Source organism: Pseudoalteromonas sp. 3J6 (assembly GCF_903995135.1).
Lineage (GTDB): Bacteria > Pseudomonadota > Gammaproteobacteria > Enterobacterales > Alteromonadaceae > Pseudoalteromonas.
Map to the genome: position 1 here is coordinate 987,101 of NZ_LR877185.1, position 17,077 is coordinate 1,004,177.

At 39.7% G+C, this 17,077-nt stretch carries 12 protein-coding genes; 4 read left to right on the top strand and 8 right to left on the bottom strand.

Annotation, left to right across the window (positions count from 1 at the left end; all coding sequences use genetic code 11):
- Nucleotides 1-226: 226 nt before the first annotated feature.
- The 4 genes from mrcB to P3J6_RS04585 all read right to left on the bottom strand — a co-directional run bounded on the left by mrcB (nucleotide 227) and on the right by P3J6_RS04585 (nucleotide 5,309).
- Nucleotides 227-2,560, bottom strand: a complete 2,334-nt coding sequence (gene mrcB / locus P3J6_RS04570) for a penicillin-binding protein 1B (RefSeq protein WP_036985023.1) — start codon at nucleotides 2,558-2,560, stop codon at nucleotides 227-229.
- A 134-nt stretch (nucleotides 2,561-2,694) separates the two neighbouring features.
- Complete coding sequence (locus P3J6_RS04575; protein WP_054202014.1) at nucleotides 2,695-3,924, bottom strand: ammonium transporter; 1,230 nt, start codon at nucleotides 3,922-3,924, stop codon at nucleotides 2,695-2,697.
- Between the two features lie 9 nt (nucleotides 3,925-3,933).
- Nucleotides 3,934-4,272, bottom strand: coding sequence for a P-II family nitrogen regulator (locus P3J6_RS04580; protein ID WP_010391070.1), 339 nt, complete (start codon nucleotides 4,270-4,272; stop codon nucleotides 3,934-3,936).
- Between the two features lie 254 nt (nucleotides 4,273-4,526).
- A complete protein-coding gene (locus tag P3J6_RS04585; RefSeq protein ID WP_138605645.1) occupies nucleotides 4,527-5,309 on the bottom strand; it encodes a response regulator in 783 nt (260 codons plus the stop codon).
- Between the two features lie 305 nt (nucleotides 5,310-5,614).
- On the opposite strand from P3J6_RS04585, the gene P3J6_RS04590 reads away from it, so the two are divergent.
- Nucleotides 5,615-7,132 carry a S10 family peptidase gene (locus P3J6_RS04590; protein WP_198522333.1) on the top strand — a complete coding sequence of 506 codons (1,518 nt, stop codon included), beginning with the start codon at nucleotides 5,615-5,617 and terminating at the stop codon, nucleotides 7,130-7,132.
- A 48-nt stretch (nucleotides 7,133-7,180) separates the two neighbouring features.
- On the opposite strand, the gene P3J6_RS04595 is transcribed toward P3J6_RS04590, so the two are convergent.
- Both P3J6_RS04595 and P3J6_RS04600 read right to left on the bottom strand, forming a co-directional pair.
- Nucleotides 7,181-7,873, bottom strand: a complete 693-nt coding sequence (locus tag P3J6_RS04595; protein WP_198522334.1) for an START domain-containing protein — start codon at nucleotides 7,871-7,873, stop codon at nucleotides 7,181-7,183.
- Nucleotides 7,873-9,393: a CYTH and CHAD domain-containing protein gene (locus tag P3J6_RS04600; RefSeq protein ID WP_198522335.1), complete on the bottom strand. Its 1,521-nt coding sequence runs from the start codon at nucleotides 9,391-9,393 to the stop codon at nucleotides 7,873-7,875. The genes P3J6_RS04595 and P3J6_RS04600 overlap by 1 nt, the downstream gene beginning before the upstream one ends.
- Nucleotides 9,394-9,605: 212 nt before the next feature.
- Here P3J6_RS04600 and P3J6_RS04605 point away from each other — a divergent pair, with 212 nt between their 5' ends.
- Nucleotides 9,606-10,211, top strand: a complete 606-nt coding sequence (locus P3J6_RS04605) for a TIGR04211 family SH3 domain-containing protein (protein ID WP_138605653.1) — start codon at nucleotides 9,606-9,608, stop codon at nucleotides 10,209-10,211.
- Nucleotides 10,212-10,297: 86 nt separating this feature from the next.
- On the opposite strand, the gene P3J6_RS04610 is transcribed toward P3J6_RS04605, so the two are convergent.
- Nucleotides 10,298-10,780 carry a winged helix-turn-helix transcriptional regulator gene (locus P3J6_RS04610; protein ID WP_198522336.1) on the bottom strand — a complete coding sequence of 161 codons (483 nt, stop codon included), beginning with the start codon at nucleotides 10,778-10,780 and terminating at the stop codon, nucleotides 10,298-10,300.
- A gap of 169 nt (nucleotides 10,781-10,949) precedes the next feature.
- Here P3J6_RS04610 and putA point away from each other — a divergent pair, with 169 nt between their 5' ends.
- Nucleotides 10,950-14,753 (top strand): bifunctional proline dehydrogenase/L-glutamate gamma-semialdehyde dehydrogenase PutA, encoded by a 3,804-nt coding sequence (gene putA, locus P3J6_RS04615; RefSeq protein WP_198522337.1) that lies wholly within the window; start codon nucleotides 10,950-10,952, stop codon nucleotides 14,751-14,753.
- Between the two features lie 109 nt (nucleotides 14,754-14,862).
- On the top strand, nucleotides 14,863-16,059 hold the full coding sequence (locus P3J6_RS04620) for an HD-GYP domain-containing protein (protein WP_198522338.1): 1,197 nt from the start codon (nucleotides 14,863-14,865) through the stop codon (nucleotides 16,057-16,059).
- 7 nt (nucleotides 16,060-16,066) lie between these two features.
- Here P3J6_RS04620 and P3J6_RS04625 read toward each other — a convergent pair whose 3' ends face one another.
- Nucleotides 16,067-17,077: a general secretion pathway protein GspB gene (locus tag P3J6_RS04625; RefSeq protein ID WP_198522339.1), complete on the bottom strand. Its 1,011-nt coding sequence runs from the start codon at nucleotides 17,075-17,077 to the stop codon at nucleotides 16,067-16,069.

Sequence of the window (17,077 nt, forward strand, 5' to 3'; positions counted from 1 at the left end):
TAATTATATGCCTTAAAGGCATATTTATAATATGCTTATGAAACAAAAATGCAAACAAAAAAACAACAAAGTTAACAAAAAACAAACAAACACCCATTCCTTTAAACTAACAACAGGTGAACAATATTTATACTATAAAAATAAATAAAAACATTTCACTAGTCCTTTATTAAAGAAATCCATAAAAAAAAGCCCTTTCGGGCTTTTTTATTTTTATTTTTATTACCTAGCGAATACACTGGGGTCTTGGTTTAAACTCACTGGCCCTAAGTGGTAATTGAATCACTTTGCCACACCCTGGTGGTGCTTGCTTCCCCGTTTGCTCGTTTACAAATGCCCACCGAATTGAAGGTGGACGAGTATCGGCAATGGCTTGGGGGTTTAGCGGTTTTAAATAACGAATATAGGTTTCAAGCGCCCCGACACTACCAGTCAAACCAGTGCTTTTATTATCGTCACGACCTAGCCAAGCAACAGTCACTGTATTTTGATCAAACCCGGCAAACCAGCTATCGCGTAATTCGTTACTGGTACCTGTTTTACCTGCTAACTGAATCGACGGAAAATGTAAATTTAAGCGCTTAGCGGTGCCATCTTTAGTTACTCGCTTCATAGCGTATTTGGTCATGTACATGGCATCTTTATCAAAGCGTTGTTCGTTACTCACTTTATGCTTATAAAGTACTTTACCAACAGAGTCAGTTAATGCCGAGATAGACGTCAGCTCTCTGTATTCGCCATCAGCAGCAATAGTGGTATAAAGCTGGGCCACTTCAAAACTCGACATTTCAATAGCCCCTAATAGCAGCGACGGGTATTCATTAATATGGCCTTTAGCACCTAGTCCTCTGAGTGTATTAGCAACTTTATCAACCCCAACATCAAGCCCTAAGTTAACTGCCGGAATATTAATGCTGTGGCTGAATGCTTTATAAAGAGGCACGGCGCCTCGGTATTGATGATCAAAGTTTTCTGGCTGCCATACTTTTCCCTCTTCGTTGGTGACTTGCACGGGTGAATCATCAAGCAATGTCGCTAAATTATAATGAGGAAGCTGCAGTGCACTTAAATACACTGCCGGTTTAACTAATGAGCCAATATTGCGCTTGGTATCAAGCACCCGGTTAAACCCTGAATAGCGCACATCACGTCCAGACACTAACGCTGATACACCAGCTTTTTCAACATTAACGGAGATCATTGCCGCTTCTAATTCTTTGGTATTTGGACGCCTTTCCAAATAAGGTAAACTGGCCTTAATCGATTCTTCCATTGCGGTTTGTTTTTGCAAGTCAAAGTAGGTAAATACGCGCACTCCTGCATCTAATACTTCTTGATCAGGTAGCAGCTGTTTCAACTCGCGATTAACCAACTCTAAGTAACCTGGGTAAGACTTTTGTAAGCTGGCTTTCATTGGCGCAATATCAATTGCGCGCTTTAATGAGGCTCGATACTCTTTAGTGGAAATAAGTTTGTTATCGACCATTAAACGCAGCACTAAGTCACGACGCTCCATAGCACGTTCTTTATAACGTCTAGGGTTATAATAAGAAGGGCCTTTAACCATGGCCACCAGCAGAGCAATTTGGTCGTACTCAAGTTCATCAACGGGTTTTGCAAAGTAAAACTCAGCAGCCAGCCCCATCCCATGTACTCCTTGGTTATAAGACTGACCTAGGTAGACTTCGTTTAAATAGGCTTCAAGAATCTGATCTTTTGAATAACGATAATCAAGAATAAGCGCAATAAAAGCTTCATTGATTTTACGTACTAATGAACGTTCACGGGTAAGATAAATATTTTTAGCTAGCTGTTGCGTCAGTGTGCTGCCCCCTTGCACGGTTCTTCCTGCGCGAATATTGGTATATAAAGCCCGTAAAATAGAAAATACCGATACCCCATGGTGATCATAAAAATCGCGGTCTTCGACCACTAACAAAGCATTTTTAAGCATGTCAGGAAATTTATCTAATGGCACAAATTCGCGGTCTTGTTTTGAGTCATTACCTATACGGGCTATTTGTACAGGCTCTAATCTGGCAGTGTTTAAGCGACGACCGAATTTATCTTTAATACTGGCAACCTTTTCTCCAGAGAAACGTAGTTCAATTACGTGAGCATTTTCTAAACCATCATAAAATTCAAAATCACGACGAAAAATCTTAATACTATTAGCTGTTTTAATATATTGCCCTGTGCGGCTTAAGCGATTAACTGCCGTGTAATTTAAACGTTTAAGCTCCCATAAAACTTCTTGCTCAGATAAAAACTGCCCAGGAAAAAACGTCATTGAACGCGCATACACTTGGGCTGGAAGTTGCCATTTATTACCTTCAAATTGGCGGGTGATTTTTGCATCAAGATAAATAAAGTAAAGTGCTACAGCGATGAAAGTCGCCAGACTCAGTTTCCAAAAAATAGAAAACAACGTTTTTAAAAATGGCCGTTTAGCCGAACTTGCGGTTTTTTTTGCAGCACTTTTTCGCGCTGATGTTTTAGATGACTTAGTAGCGCGCTTAGTCGAGGGTTTACTGGTCGGTGTTTTCTTTTTTTCAGCCATTTAAGTGTAATACATTCCAAAGGTTGATTTAACGCGAGGAGCTTATCACATTACTCTAACACCTGAAAAATTAACCCTTCCTGAAATCAAAAAAGCCCTAACTGAGTAGGGCTTTGATTGAACACACAATACTTTTAATTACTTCTTACTGAAACAAATTCTGGGTAAGCATCAATACCACAATCATGTTGATCCATACCGTTTAGCTCTTCCTCTTCGGTAACACGAATACCCATAGTTTGTTTTAAGACTGCCCAAACAATGAATGATGCGATAAACACAAAGCCAATGATACATAGTAAACCAATTAACTGTGCCACAAGGTTAGCCTCGGCATTAGTAACCGGCACTAATACCACACCTAATATGCCACATACACCATGCACAGAGATGGCACCTACAGGGTCGTCAATTTTCACTTTATCAAGTGCCACAATGCTTAGTACAACCAAAGACCCACCTAGTAGGCCATATAAACACGCCATTAATGGTGATGGTGATAATGGATCTGCAGTAATAACCACTAAGCCTGCAAGTGCGCCATTAAGTACCATGGTTAAATCTGCCTTACCCCATAATAATTTACATAAGAACAAGGCTGAAATTGCACCCATAGCTGCAGCAGCATTGGTGTTAAGTAGTATTTGACCTACTGCAGTTGCATTTTCTTTATCTGAAATTAATAACTGTGATCCACCGTTAAAGCCAAACCAACCCATCCATAAAATAAATGTACCCAATGTAGCAAGTGGCAAGTTTGAACCTGGAATTGGGTAAATTTCACCATTTTTACCATATTTACCTTTACGTGCACCCAGTAGAATTACACCCGCAAGCGCTGCAGCTGCACCGGTTGCATGGACAATGGCAGAACCTGCAAAATCAACAAAGCCTAATTCAGATAGGAAGCCGCCACCCCATGTCCAGTAACCTTCAATTGGGTAAATTAATCCTGTAAGTACTACTGTAAACACTAAGAAAGCCCATAACTTCATACGCTCCGCTACGGCGCCAGATACAATAGACATAGCCGTTGCAACAAATACTACTTGGAAGAAAAAATCAGACTCTAGTGAATGATCGGCGTCTGCCGCTTGACTACCTATTAGGCCACCAAATGAAGGAATTATTCCGCCTTCAACGTTGTCTACATACATAATGTTGTAACCGACCAACAAAAACATAGTACAAGCGATAGAATAAAGTGCGATATTTTTAGTTAGGATTTCTGTAGTATTTTTTGAGCGCACTAAACCAGCTTCTAACATTGCAAAACCAGCTGCCATCCACATAACTAAGATGCCAGAAATTAAAAAGTAAAACGTATCGAGCGAAAACTTCAGCTCTATAATTGTATTTTCCATGTTGCCCCCTTAAATTGCGTCATCATCAAGTTCGCCTGTACGAATACGGACGATTTGATCTAGGTCGTAAACAAAAATTTTGCCGTCACCAATTTTGCCCGTTCCAGCAACTTTGGTAATGGTTTCTACAACGCGTTGGCAATTTTCACTTCGAGTGGCAATTTCAAGTTTAATTTTAGGTATAAAGTCAACTTGGTACTCTGCACCACGGTATAACTCTGTATGACCTCTTTGACGTCCAAACCCCTTAACGTCAACCACTGTCATTCCTTCGATGCCTAAATCAGCGAGTGCTTCACGCACATCATCTAGTTTGAATGGCTTTATTATTGCACTGATCATTTTCACAAAGGCCCCCTTAGGACACTAGCTTGTTATTGTATTTGCTCTATACAATCCAACCTTTGTGCCACCTTTAAATTACAAATAAAAACAGAGGGTTATTAAATTAAATAATATAAAAAACAAAAAAGCGCACCATTTAGGTGCGCTTTTTTTAAGCAAAATACAGAATTGGTGCGAGTCGATAAATACGCAAATAGTCGTCTTTAACTAACCGTTACACTCCCAAATACACATTGATAACGTATTTAAGATTAAAGTTACTCTGTCGCATCGAAAGACAAAGCCGGTTTTTTAGCATCACTTAGCCATATTGACTCCATAGTTTGCACCACTCGAAAGTGAAACTCTTCATGGGTGAAGGGTTTAGTTAAAAAGTCATTCGCACCTGATTTAATAAATCGTGCAGCAACGCCATAACTATATACATCAGCTAAACCAATAATGGCCAATTGCTCACGGCTTTTAATATTTCGAATTGCTCTAATTAATTCAAAACCATTCATACCTGATAAGTTATGGTCAGTGATCACTAAGTTGATTGCCTGATCATGCTCAAGTATATGAAGAGCTTGCGCACTATTATCAACAGTAATAACGTCAAACAATTGTTTTTCAAGCATTTGCTTAACCAAGCTACTACTCAATAAGGAATTATCTACAACCAGCGCTTTGCGCCCCTGGTTACGCAATAACTGTGCTACAAATTTTATGGCGTAAAGATAAGAGTCGCGATTATCTTTAATGACGTAATCGATAATACCTAATTCCAGCATTTTTAAACGTGTATGTTCATCTGTTTGCGTTGTCATCACCAACGTAGGGATACCTTGCGACAGTGTAAAGCGAGTTATATCAGTATCGATTTGACCACCAACAGATAAATCAACTAACGCGAGCGAATAACTAGTTTGATTTAGTAACTTTTTACATTGAGTAAGTGACTGAGCGAAATCAACCCGCACATCAAGGTAATGAGCAGCAATATGTTTGAGTACCTGTTTTACCCTTATATTATCTTCAACAATTAAAACCCGTTGCATAAACTCCCTTTCATTTACGTTCACCCTTTATGGTAATAAACCTAAAAATAAATCACTCTCAAGCATCCATTTAAAAACAATTAAAGCGACCAATAACTTAAAAAACTTAATTAATAATTAAATTTTTTAATCGCCTTAAACTTACAGTATGGCATACACATCAAGTATATTTCGCCTGTTTGTTATGTTGAGATTAATCTTAATTACATAAACTCAACGATTATTATCGGCAGCTAGTCTCAATACTTTTGTTTTTTACTCAAATATCGCTATAACTGCAGTACATAAAATAAAAAGGGTTAGTTATGAAATTTAGTCGAAGTCTATTTTTACCCATTGCCGCAATTGCACTTACATTTACAAGTGCAACGTTTGCCGATAATCAACGCCGTATTGATATCGACAGTAAAGTAGTTACTCAGCACAAAGCAAAAATAAATAACGAACGATTTTCTTATACGGTAGCTACAGGCACACAACCGGTATGGGATAACAAGGGAGATGCCATAGCAACCCTTCAATACACTTACTACACCCGCGATAAAGTAGATGACAGAACAAAACGTCCATTACTTATTTCATTTAATGGTGGCCCAGGCTCAGCATCGGTTTGGATGCATTTAGCTTACACCGGCCCTCGTGTTTTAAAAATTGACGACGAAGGCTACCCAATTCAACCTTATGGTGTAAAAGATAACCCTTATTCGGTTTTAGATGTAGCGGATATCGTTTATGTAAATCCTGTAAATACAGGTTATTCACGTGTTGTAGAAGATAAAGACGGTAACCTTTTACCCAAAGATAAACAAAAAGAGCTATTTTTTGGCGTTAATGCCGATATAAAGTACCTCGCAGAATGGCTTAATACTTTTGTATCTCGAAATGAACGTTGGCGCTCTCCAAAGTTTTTAATTGGTGAAAGCTATGGTACTACTCGTGTATCGGGTTTAGCGCATGAGCTGCAAAATAGTCAGTGGATGTACATTAACGGTGTTGTACTCGTTTCTCCTACCGATATCGGTATTAAACGCGACGGACCAGTAAAAGCAGCTAACCGCCTACCTTACTTTGCAGCTACTGCATGGTACCACAAAGCATTAAACGCCGATTTACAAGCAAAAGATTTAGACGAGCTATTACCAGAAGTTGAACAGTTTACTGTTAATGAGCTCATCCCTGCGCTTGCAAAAGGCGGTTTTATTGCGCCAGACGAAAAACGTCGCATTATTAAAAAAATGGCTAAATATGCAGGTTTATCTGAAACATTTGTTAGTCAAAACAATTTAGATATTCCAACACAGTTTTTTTGGAAAGAGTTATTACGTGAACGCGGACAAATGGTTGGTCGACTGGATTCGCGCTATTTAGGCATAGATAAACGCGATGCCGGTGAGTCTCCAGATTACTGGGCAGAGCTTACATCATGGCTGCACTCTTTTACCCCTGCAATTAACTACTATCTTCGTGAAGAGCTTAATTACAAAACCGATATCAAATATAACTTATTTGGTAACGTTCACCCATGGGACAGAAGCGGAAATAATACCGGTGAAAATTTACGCTTAGCCATGGCTCAAAACCCTTATTTAAATGTAATGGTTCAGGCGGGCTATTTTGACGGTGCAACCAATTACTTTGATGCCAAGTACACCATGTGGCAATTAGATCCAAGTGGTAAAATGCAAGATAGATTAAGCTTTAAAGGCTACCGCAGTGGCCACATGATGTATCTACGTCATGCAGATTTAGAAAGTTCTAATAACGATTTACGCGAGTTTATAAATCAGTCTTTACCCAAAGACGGTGAATCCGCTAAATACTGATTAGCTTATATCCACTTAAAAAAGTGATCACTTAGGTCACTTTTTTACTTATAACTGCGGCGGTTCGGTATGTTTGCAATTACCGGTGCGAATAACGGTTGGCTTTGCTATGTACTGCTTAGTAGTGAGTATTTCAGCAAGATTTATTAGCGTCTTAAGGGTGCTTTTTAGGGCGATCCGATTATTTAACCACGTGGGTATCTTACCGCTTGGTAACGCATATACCTGATAACTAATGTGCAAATTTTTCGCCTGCTGAGTTAACAGCCACATTGCATCTAAGGTGCTTATTCTTATTACACCTTTAGTTTTAGGTAAAAAATCTGGGCGCGCGTGAATACTAAGCTGCGTTTGCAACGAACTCACCCTTGTATAGCACGAATAAGTAATCACATCTCTATTGCTAACAGGCCACGGGGAGTCAATATAACTATAAACAAGATTTTCTGAAGGGCTTAAACTTTTGAGTAACGTGACCTTAGTAATATTTTCTATCCAGCTAGGAGCTGTATCGGTATCACTAAGTAAAGCAACTAAATCCTCTGCGGTGACATTTTTAACCACCGTTTCAGCTTTCATTTTCAAGGTATCATCAGTTAAACGCTGAAAATAAACACTTACCCCTTGTTTACTTTCGTAAAGTTGCCAAGATGGCTGTGAACACACATTGGTAGCAAAACACAAAAGTGAAAAAATCATACACTTTTGTAGCAAAGTCCGGCTACAAAAGTGCTTAGCCATTAAAGCCAATAGGGTTCTGTATCAAATGAGGCATGTCGACTTTGCTCCATGGCACTAACTAAAAAGTCAGATTTTTGTTCTAACCATAGTTGTATTTTTGCCAGTTGAGCATCTTCTTGCCCGCCACACAGCTGTTTTAAATAATCAAGCGTGCTTAACTCATACATCCCATGAGAAATATCCAGCCAAGGGAGCCTAAATTCTAATCGCTCATCTTTATTAAACAGTGCCCCTAAACAGTTACCACTGAGTAAACTATTTTCTAATTGAGTGCGGAAGTTTAAGTAATCATTGCCTGCTAAGCTTTGCTCTTTAGGCAATAAGCGATGTAAGTTTTTCCAATCTTTATCAAATAAGCGATGAGCAATATCTACAATAGGTTGCTCTGCATTTTGAAGCTCTGCTTGGCTCCAATCTTTACGCCACTGCTTATTTATCAGCCACGTTGTTAAGCTCAGCAATAAACGGTTGTAGCGGGCACTATGAAAAAGCGAAAAAATATCGTCAATGCTCGGCTGTAACTCTTTTAAATCGTTTATAACTTGCGTTAACGCAGGAGCACTATTTATTTTTTTATAAAAAGCATGGCGCTTAGAGGTATAAGTTTTTAACTGAATCGCATTTTCAACCCATGCTAATTCACTTAATAACCACTTTAGCTCTGTTCTGAGGTGATCGGTACTTTCTTTACTAACAATATCGTCAAACAACCAAAAATTGTGTCTAATTAAACTAATGCCATCGGTTACCCGCTTTAATGTTTTTAAGCTCGGCTTATCGAAGTAGCATTGCTCGTGTTTTTGCACAAAGCGAATTCCAAACCCCATAGCTTCAATAAGAGCTTGCTCTTGAGTGACTTGCTTATTAAGTTTAACAAAGCCGATTGATTTACTTGGTTGTAGCGGTGTTTCATCCGCAAGGCGATAGCCTCTTGCTGCTTTTGAATAGAGCCCTAAACGAATGCTGTTTTGGCTCACTAATATATCTGCAAAAGCAAATAGCTCCTCACGACTACCTTCAACCAGCTCGATTTCAAGCTCGCTGATGATTTCTACCTTACCTGACGCAGCAATTTCACCTTTATCTAATACCACTTCAATTTTGGCACCATTTGGGGTTTCTATTAACCACTTACGGCGAATAAAATTAGTACTAAAAATAGGGTATAGATTTTGTGATATGGCATCAATTTGCATACCGTGAGGCCAAATTGATGAATCAAACGCCATTAGATTTGGTCGGTTTGTTTCTATTGGAAGATTGTATTCTGGGCGCTGATGTAAGCCCCCGACCACTTCTCCAGCTAGCTTAATTGTCTGCTCACAGCGCTCGTCTGTACAACGCGTTCTAAAGCCAATATCGAGTGCTCTTAACTCTCTGCTTGGTGTATCATAATAAGCATTTTGCAAACTTTTAGAAGGTTTGTTTGTGACTGTTTTTGCAAATTGAGTAATTAGTGAGGGGATCAGTGGAATGACGTCATCTGATACCAAAAATTTCAGTTCTATCTCAGTATCCATTAGGCTTGCGGATTACCCTTAAAATTAATAAGTGCTCAAAATAAACAAAGCAGCCCTATATTGCAAATTTTTTAGTCATAAACACGCAAGCAAAATGCTCTGGTTACAATATCTGTCTTGCTATTAAACTATTAAATCCATACTATCTATATACTTATGCGAAATAAAAATCACGTTCACAACGGACACTGCTAGATTAACAAGGTAGATAAATGCTAAAACACTGTTTACTATGGCTGCTTTTAACAGCCGCCCCGTTTATGAGCCAAGCAGAGGAAGCTCAATCAACGTCGCCGACTAATGCTAAAACAGCTTATATAATCGATAATTTGTATACTTTCATGCGCTCAGGTGCCAGTAAAGACTATCGCTTACTTGGTTCAATAGATGCAGGTACACAACTCACTTTATTATCTGATGAACAAAATGGCTTTATAAAAGTTAAAGATGATAAAGATCGTGAAGGCTGGGTAGAAGCTAAATTCATTAGTGAATCAGCGGGTTTAAAACAACAATACCAAGCCCTCAATAATGAAATAAGCACTATGCAAAATAGACTTCGCCAAGCGCAAGTTGAGTTACCTGAGCTGCAAGAGCAAAACACACAGTTAACCGAACAAAACGCGCAACTATTAGCACAAATTAGTCAGTTACAAGGTGAGCTTTCTCAAGAACAACAACTAAAACAAGCAACCAGTGCTAAAGAAAAACGCCAGTTACTTACTTACGGTGGAGCCATTGCATTTTTAGGTTTGTTCTTAGGGATTATCTTAACTATCGTGTTATCACGAAGAAAACGCTATGAAGGTTGGGCATAAGCTTAACTTAATATAGCAGGCATAAAAAAAGCATCATATGATGCTTTTTTTATGCCTGCTATATTTTATCTTTAAAAATACCTGCGTTATATATCTAAACGAAGCCCAGGGTCTTGTTTGATTTTTTCTATTACCATGTAAGTGTGGTGTGTGCCCACTCCCGGAATATCAACCAAATCACCTAATACTTCTCTGTATTCGTCCATGTTGGAAACGCGAATTTTTAATAAATAGTCATAACCACCCGCTACCATATCACACTCAACAACCTGCTTAATTTTAAGAATGTGTTCACGAAATACTTTAAATACGGCTGTATTTGAGGTAACTAATGATACCTGCACATGGGCCAATAAGCTTTGATTAAGTTTTTCCTCACTTAATTTAGCGAAATACCCTTCAATATAGCCCTCTTGCTCTAAACGTTTGACCCTATCTAAACAGGGACTGGGGCTTAAATTCACCTGCTTTGCGAGGTTAACATTTGAAATTCTACCATTGCGCTGCAAAACGTCTAAAATTGATATATCGATACGATCAAGCAGGCGTAATCTATTCGGATTAGTCATATCAGTATTTTATATGGATAAGTTAATAATATGCCCTGTAAATTATCGTAAAACGGCGAAATTAACCAGCATATTCTGCTGGATTTTAATTAGAATGCACGCTTTACACCAACAACATTTAGCGGTAATTAACAATTATCCTAAGTATTAACACTCCTGAGGGTTGCTTATGTTATTCAATGGCGATTTAACAACGACTTGTCCGATCAGACAGAAGATCCGTGACTTTTACCGTATTGATGAAAATGCGGTTATTGATCACATTTTACCACTTGCAGAAGTCGGTGTTAAAGCACGAAGCCGTGCATGGGAAAGAGCTCGCCAAATAGTTTTAAACATTCGTAAAGACCAAGATGGTCAAAGCGGTGTTGATGCGCTATTAAATGAATTTTCACTATCGAGTGAAGAAGGTGTGGTATTAATGTGTTTAGCCGAAGCATTGCTTCGCGTTCCTGATAAAGCAACTCAAGAAACATTAATACGTGATAAATTAGCAAATGGCGATTGGAGCTCTCACTTAGGTAGTAGTGATTCTTTATTCGTTAATGCCTCGTCTTGGGGATTACTAGTAACCGGTAAAATGGTTAACTATAACGACAAAACGAAAGAGCAGCAGTTTGGCATACTTAAAAAAACAATTGGTCGTTTAGGCGAGCCAGTTATTCGTAAGTCTGTGAACTTTGCGATGAAGATAATGGGTAAGCAATTCGTAATGGGTCGTACCATTAACGAAGCAATTGAGCGCGCGGCTGAAAAAGAGCAAAAAGGCTATGTATATTCATACGATATGCTAGGTGAAGGCGCTCGCACAATGAAAGACGCTAAGCGTTATTTCGACAGCTACATGAATGCGATTCATGCTATCGGTAAAGCGGCGAATGGTCGTGGCCCGATTAAAAGCCCAGGTATTTCTGTAAAGTTATCGGCTATTCATCCGCGTTATGAATTTACTCATAAAGAGCGCGTGATGGAAGAAATCGTTCCAAAACTAAAAGAACTTGCTCTTGCCGCTAAAAAATACGACATCGGTTTTACTGTTGATGCTGAAGAAGCAGACCGTTTGGATATTTCTCTCGATGTTATTGAAGCGGTATTTAGCGATGACGACCTTGGCGATTGGCAAGGTTTTGGTTTAGCGGTTCAGGCGTATCAAAAACGCGCTATTTTTGTTATTGAATGGCTAACAGACCTAGCAACCCGTGTGGGTCGTAAAATGATGGTGCGTTTAGTAAAAGGCGCATACTGGGATACCGAAATCAAAACCACGCAACAAGATGGTTTAGACTTCTTCCCGGTATTTACCCGTAAAGCAACCACAGATGTATCATACAAAGCATGTGCGATTAAAATGCTTGAAGCACGAGATGTGCTTTACCCGCAATTTGCAACACACAACGCCTACACTGCAGCGACTATTTTAGAAGTAGCGAAAGGTGATAACCAAGGTTTTGAATTCCAACGTCTGCACGGTATGGGTGAATCTTTATTTGACCAAATCGTTAATGAAGAAAAAATCCAGTGTCGTGTATACGCACCAGTAGGCCAGCACGAAGACCTACTTGCTTACCTTGTTCGTCGTTTACTAGAAAATGGTGCTAACTCATCTTTTGTAAATGCCATTGTAGATACCACCCAACCGGTTGAAGCATTATTACCAGATCCTGTTGAAACACTGCAAGGATTACGTAATAAGTACAACACGCAAATAAAAATGCCAATTGATTTATACGGTGAAGAACGTGCCAACTCAAAGGGTATGGATTTAACTGATATTAACGTGATAACCCCGTTTAAAGAAAATTTAGACACTTGGTTTGAAGAGCACTTAATTGAAGAAAGCCAAGTACCAGAGGGCGCGCTGGCAGTTAAAAACCCAGCAAATCATAAAGAAATTATTGGCCATGTGAAATTACAAAATAGCGATGAAATGAAAGTGTTGCTAGCCAACGCTGAAACCGCTTTTGAATCATGGTCACAAACGCCAGTAAAAGAGCGCGCTAATTTATTGCGTCGCGTTGCTGATATTTTAGAGCGTCATCATGATGAACTTGTTGCTATCTGTATCAAAGAAGCAGGTAAAGTGGCACAAGATGGTATTGATGAAGTACGCGAAGCGGTTGATTTTTGTCGTTACTACGCTGCCCGTGCTGAAGAGCTTGCTCAAGATGAGCGCTTTGAAGCTCGTGGTGTGATTTTATGTATTAGCCCATGGAACTTCCCACTCGCTATTTTCTTAGGTCAAGTTGCAGCTGCTATCGTTACAGGTAACACTGTAATTGCAAAACCTGCAGAACAGACGAGCTTAATTGCCCTACGCGCTATTGAATTAATGCTTTCTGTTGGTTTACCTGAGCACGTTGTACAGCCTGTGATTGCTCGCGGTAGCGAAGTAGGTAAAACCATTGTGCCAGATGAGCGCATTCAAGCTGTTATGTTTACAGGTTCAACTGAAACGGGCACGCTTATTTCGCAAACATTAGCTGCACGTAACGATATTCAAGTACCTTTAATTGCAGAAACTGGTGGTCAAAACTGTATGATTGTTGACTCAACAGCGCTTCCTGAGCAAGTTGTTGATGATGTTATCAGTTCTGGTTTCCAAAGTGCCGGTCAACGTTGTTCGGCATTACGCGTGCTCTTTATTCAAGAAGATGTTGCTGATGGCATTATCGATATGATCAAAGGCGCACTTACTGAGTTACATATTGGCGACCCATCATTACTCTCTACAGACGTAGGCCCTGTAATTGATGAAAAAGCGCTGAAAACACTTAATGATCATGTTGAATACCTAAAAGGTAATGCAACACTTCACTACGAGTGTAAAATTCCTGATAACAGCGAAAATGGCGCATTTTTCTTTGCACCACGTTTATACGAAATCAAAGACTTATCGGTATTAAAGCGTGAAGTATTTGGCCCGTGTGTACATGTGATCCGCTTTAAAGCGAGTGAGCTTGATAGTGTTGTCGACCAAATTAACAACACCGGTTACGGCTTAACAATGGGTATTCATTCTCGTATTGAAGAGCGCTGTGAACACCTAGCTAAAATGTCGCGCGCAGGTAATGTTTACGTAAACCGTAATATGATTGGTGCGATTGTTGGCGTGCAACCATTTGGTGGCCGTGGACTATCAGGTACTGGCCCTAAAGCCGGTGGACCAAACTACCTACAACGCTTAATCAAAGAAAAAGCATCACCAGATAACGTACAAATGACTAACCTAACGCCAGACGAGCTTGATTTACACCACTACAGTGGCGCAAATGAGCAAGTAGAAAAGCTAATGGTTAACTCTATGCGCGATGAAAAAATTTGGCGTGCAACACCACTGAATGATCGTGTTTCTGCGGTGCGTCAGTTATTAGCGAAAGTAGCAACCGTTGAAATTATTGATGATCTTGCAGACGATTTAGCGTTAACGCTTGCCGATGCACGTGCTCAGTTAAACCGCTTAGAAAAGCACATGCGCAAATATACAACCTTACCGGGGCCAACGGGTGAGTCAAACACTCTTCACCTTGAAGCACGCGGCTGTGTAGTATGTTACGCAGATAAAAGCACCTCATTTAACTTTTGGGCACTATCGATTATTACCGCGCTTGCTGCTGGTAACACGGTAATAACGGTAGCATCTGAAATATTTTATGATGAAGCGGTTGCTTTTAGAGATAAGTTTATTGCGACTGGCGTTGCTGAAGGTGTTTTCCAAGTAGCTAAACCAAATCAATTACAAGCGATATTGGCGCATCCTCACCTAGCCGGTGCGGTAGTTGCTGCACGTTCTTCTCGCTTAGGCTACTTCAGCCAACAGCTTGCACAACGTAAAGGCGCAATACTACCAGTGATCAGCTCTGAGTATTACGACACGCTAATTAAGCGCTTAATTACTGAAAAAACAATCAGTATAGACACGACGGCATCAGGCGGTAACACCTCGTTGATGACCCTTGTTGAAGATGATGAATAGCAATTAATGCATTAATCTAAATAAAGGCATCTATTTGATGCCTTTTGTATTCCTATCTACGCATTTATTTGTTAATTTAAAAAATAATAACTGTTAATTAGAGTTCACTTTGAAAATCATTCCTACTTCACAGCTAAAGCCTGGTATGTTTGTACAAAAAGTTGTTAAACAAACTGGTAGCATTAGAATAAAAAACCAAGGCTGGGTTAAAACTCAAAGTGGAATTGATAAATTAATAAAATCAGGAATTTTAGAGGTTGAAATCGACCCTGATAAAATGCTCGAATCTGAAGCACCTGAAACACAAGCAACCTCACCTACTCAGCACGAAATCAAAAAGCGCGATCCTTGGTTAATTACCCACAGTGCTGAGCAAGAAATGAGTAAAGCTAAAAAGCTTTACGATGAAGCAAAAAACCTGCAAACCAAAGCTTTTGGCGATATAGAGTCTGGGCGTACTGTTGATGTTGCGCCTTTTAAAGAACTGGCTAGTGGGTTTATTGACTCCGTATTTAGAAATCAAGATGCTCTAGCGTGCATTACACAAATGCGCCAAAAAGATGCCTATTTGTTAGAGCACTCGATAAATGTGTCTATTTTAATGAGTATTTTTGCCAAACATCTCGGTATTGAAAAAGCAATTATTGAAGAACTTGCCACTGGCGCTCTTTTACATGACATGGGAAAAATAAAAATCCCTGATGCTATTCTCAACAAACCAGGTCGTTACACGGACGAAGAATTCAAAGTGATGCAAAATCATGCGCTCTTTAGCAAAGAGATACTAGAAGACGCAGGATTAACGGGGATTGCCGTAGATATTGCAGGTATGCATCACGAGCGTTTAGATGGCAAAGGCTATCCCTTTGGCAAACAAGGCGATGAAATAAGCCAGTACGTTCGTATGGCGTCTATTGTTGATGTTTATGATGCATTAACCGCTGAACGGGTTTATAAAGCGGGCATGGAGCCAATTAGAGCATTTAAAATTTTAAAGCAAGGCTGCCCAGATAGCTTTGATGGGGTGCTACTTAATAAGTTTATTCAGTGCATTGGTATTCACCCTGTGGGCACACTGGTAAAACTCTCAAGCCAAAAGGTGGGACTCGTTACTCAAAGCAATCCTGCCACACCATTAAAGCCAGTAGTAAAAACGTTTTTTAATGCAAAACATGGGCGTTACACTGAAGTTCAAGACGTTGACTTATCAAACAAAAGAACGCAAGACACGCTTGAATCAGCAATAAAACCCAAAGAATATAATATAGATTTAGAAGGCTTTTATAAGCACTCTATCTTTAGTTAATTGGCCACTATTGTGGCCAATCTTGCAAGGCTTTTAAGCTAAATTCATAACCATCGAAATCAAGTACGCTCTGATCTGGCGCTATTTCTAACACCTTCAACGCACCAATAGACTCCCCTTCATATAGCTCTCTGCCATTGAGCTTTATCCAGCGTTTATCCGCAGCTGAAGAATAAATGTGCGCCTGATACTTAATACTTGGTAACATACTTTGTAAGCCATCAGGAAGTAGCTCAACAGGCTGTACTCGTGATGAAAGGCGAGAGCCTTGAGTTACTTCATAGTCGGCTGTTGTTTCTGTGCTATTAACGGCTTGCGCAAACGCATTTTTCAGTGTGTCGGGAACCGTATCAAGTTCATCATTTGACTCTGGCTGCGCAGGCACATTTTGATTAAGTGGTTTACCTAACACCTTATATTTACTCAACTCATCTGCAGTAAGTGTTCTTTTCGCTGATTGAGTTGGGACACTTTGCGGTTGGCTGCTCGGTAATTGAAAACTAGATGAAGCGTTATTCTGCGTCGAGAAATTTTGCGTTTGCCCTTGAGACGCTTGATTAACGCTCATAGGTAAATATTGTCCTTGTGGCGTCAGCAACATTTGCTGTACACCCGTTGGGGTTTGTACATAAACCAACTGCCCTGCCAGCGGCACAGAATTGTTAGGCGCAGCTGTTACAATGGGCGCTTGAGGAGTTGTTACTGTTTGAGCAACCGTTCTTTGTACTTCCTCTGCATTTGTTGTTGATTTTTCTACAACCCCTGACTCTTTTTGACTAAGGTCATTTTGAACAAGCTCATTTTTAACGGTTACATTTTCTTGTTGCGCCCACTTGCCGACAAAGAAGCCACTGGCCAATATACCCGTTGCCAATAAACTTCCTGCGAGTAAAAAACTAATTCGACGATAGGTCATCAACTGGCGTTGTTGTTTTAATTGTTGCGCTTGCAAGTCATATTGCTCAGCGCTCATGGTATCGTGCTTTGACTGCTTTAACGCATCTAATAAATAAGACAT

Bases quoted from the DNA above. Each gene is read 5' to 3' on its own strand.
- putA (WP_198522337.1), top strand. From the start codon at position 10,950: ATGTTATTCAATGGCGATTTAACAACGACTTGTCCGATCAGACAGAAG.
- P3J6_RS04600 (WP_198522335.1), bottom strand. From the start codon at position 9,393: ATGGATACTGAGATAGAACTGAAATTTTTGGTATCAGATGACGTCATT.
- P3J6_RS04625 (WP_198522339.1), bottom strand. From the start codon at position 17,077: ATGTCTTATTTATTAGATGCGTTAAAGCAGTCAAAGCACGATACCATG.
- P3J6_RS04605 (WP_138605653.1), top strand. From the start codon at position 9,606: ATGCTAAAACACTGTTTACTATGGCTGCTTTTAACAGCCGCCCCGTTT.
- P3J6_RS04585 (WP_138605645.1), bottom strand. From the start codon at position 5,309: ATGCAACGGGTTTTAATTGTTGAAGATAATATAAGGGTAAAACAGGTA.
- mrcB (WP_036985023.1), bottom strand. From the start codon at position 2,560: ATGGCTGAAAAAAAGAAAACACCGACCAGTAAACCCTCGACTAAGCGC.
- P3J6_RS04610 (WP_198522336.1), bottom strand. From the start codon at position 10,780: ATGACTAATCCGAATAGATTACGCCTGCTTGATCGTATCGATATATCA.
- P3J6_RS04590 (WP_198522333.1), top strand. From the start codon at position 5,615: ATGAAATTTAGTCGAAGTCTATTTTTACCCATTGCCGCAATTGCACTT.
- P3J6_RS04575 (WP_054202014.1), bottom strand. From the start codon at position 3,924: ATGGAAAATACAATTATAGAGCTGAAGTTTTCGCTCGATACGTTTTAC.
- P3J6_RS04595 (WP_198522334.1), bottom strand. From the start codon at position 7,873: ATGGCTAAGCACTTTTGTAGCCGGACTTTGCTACAAAAGTGTATGATT.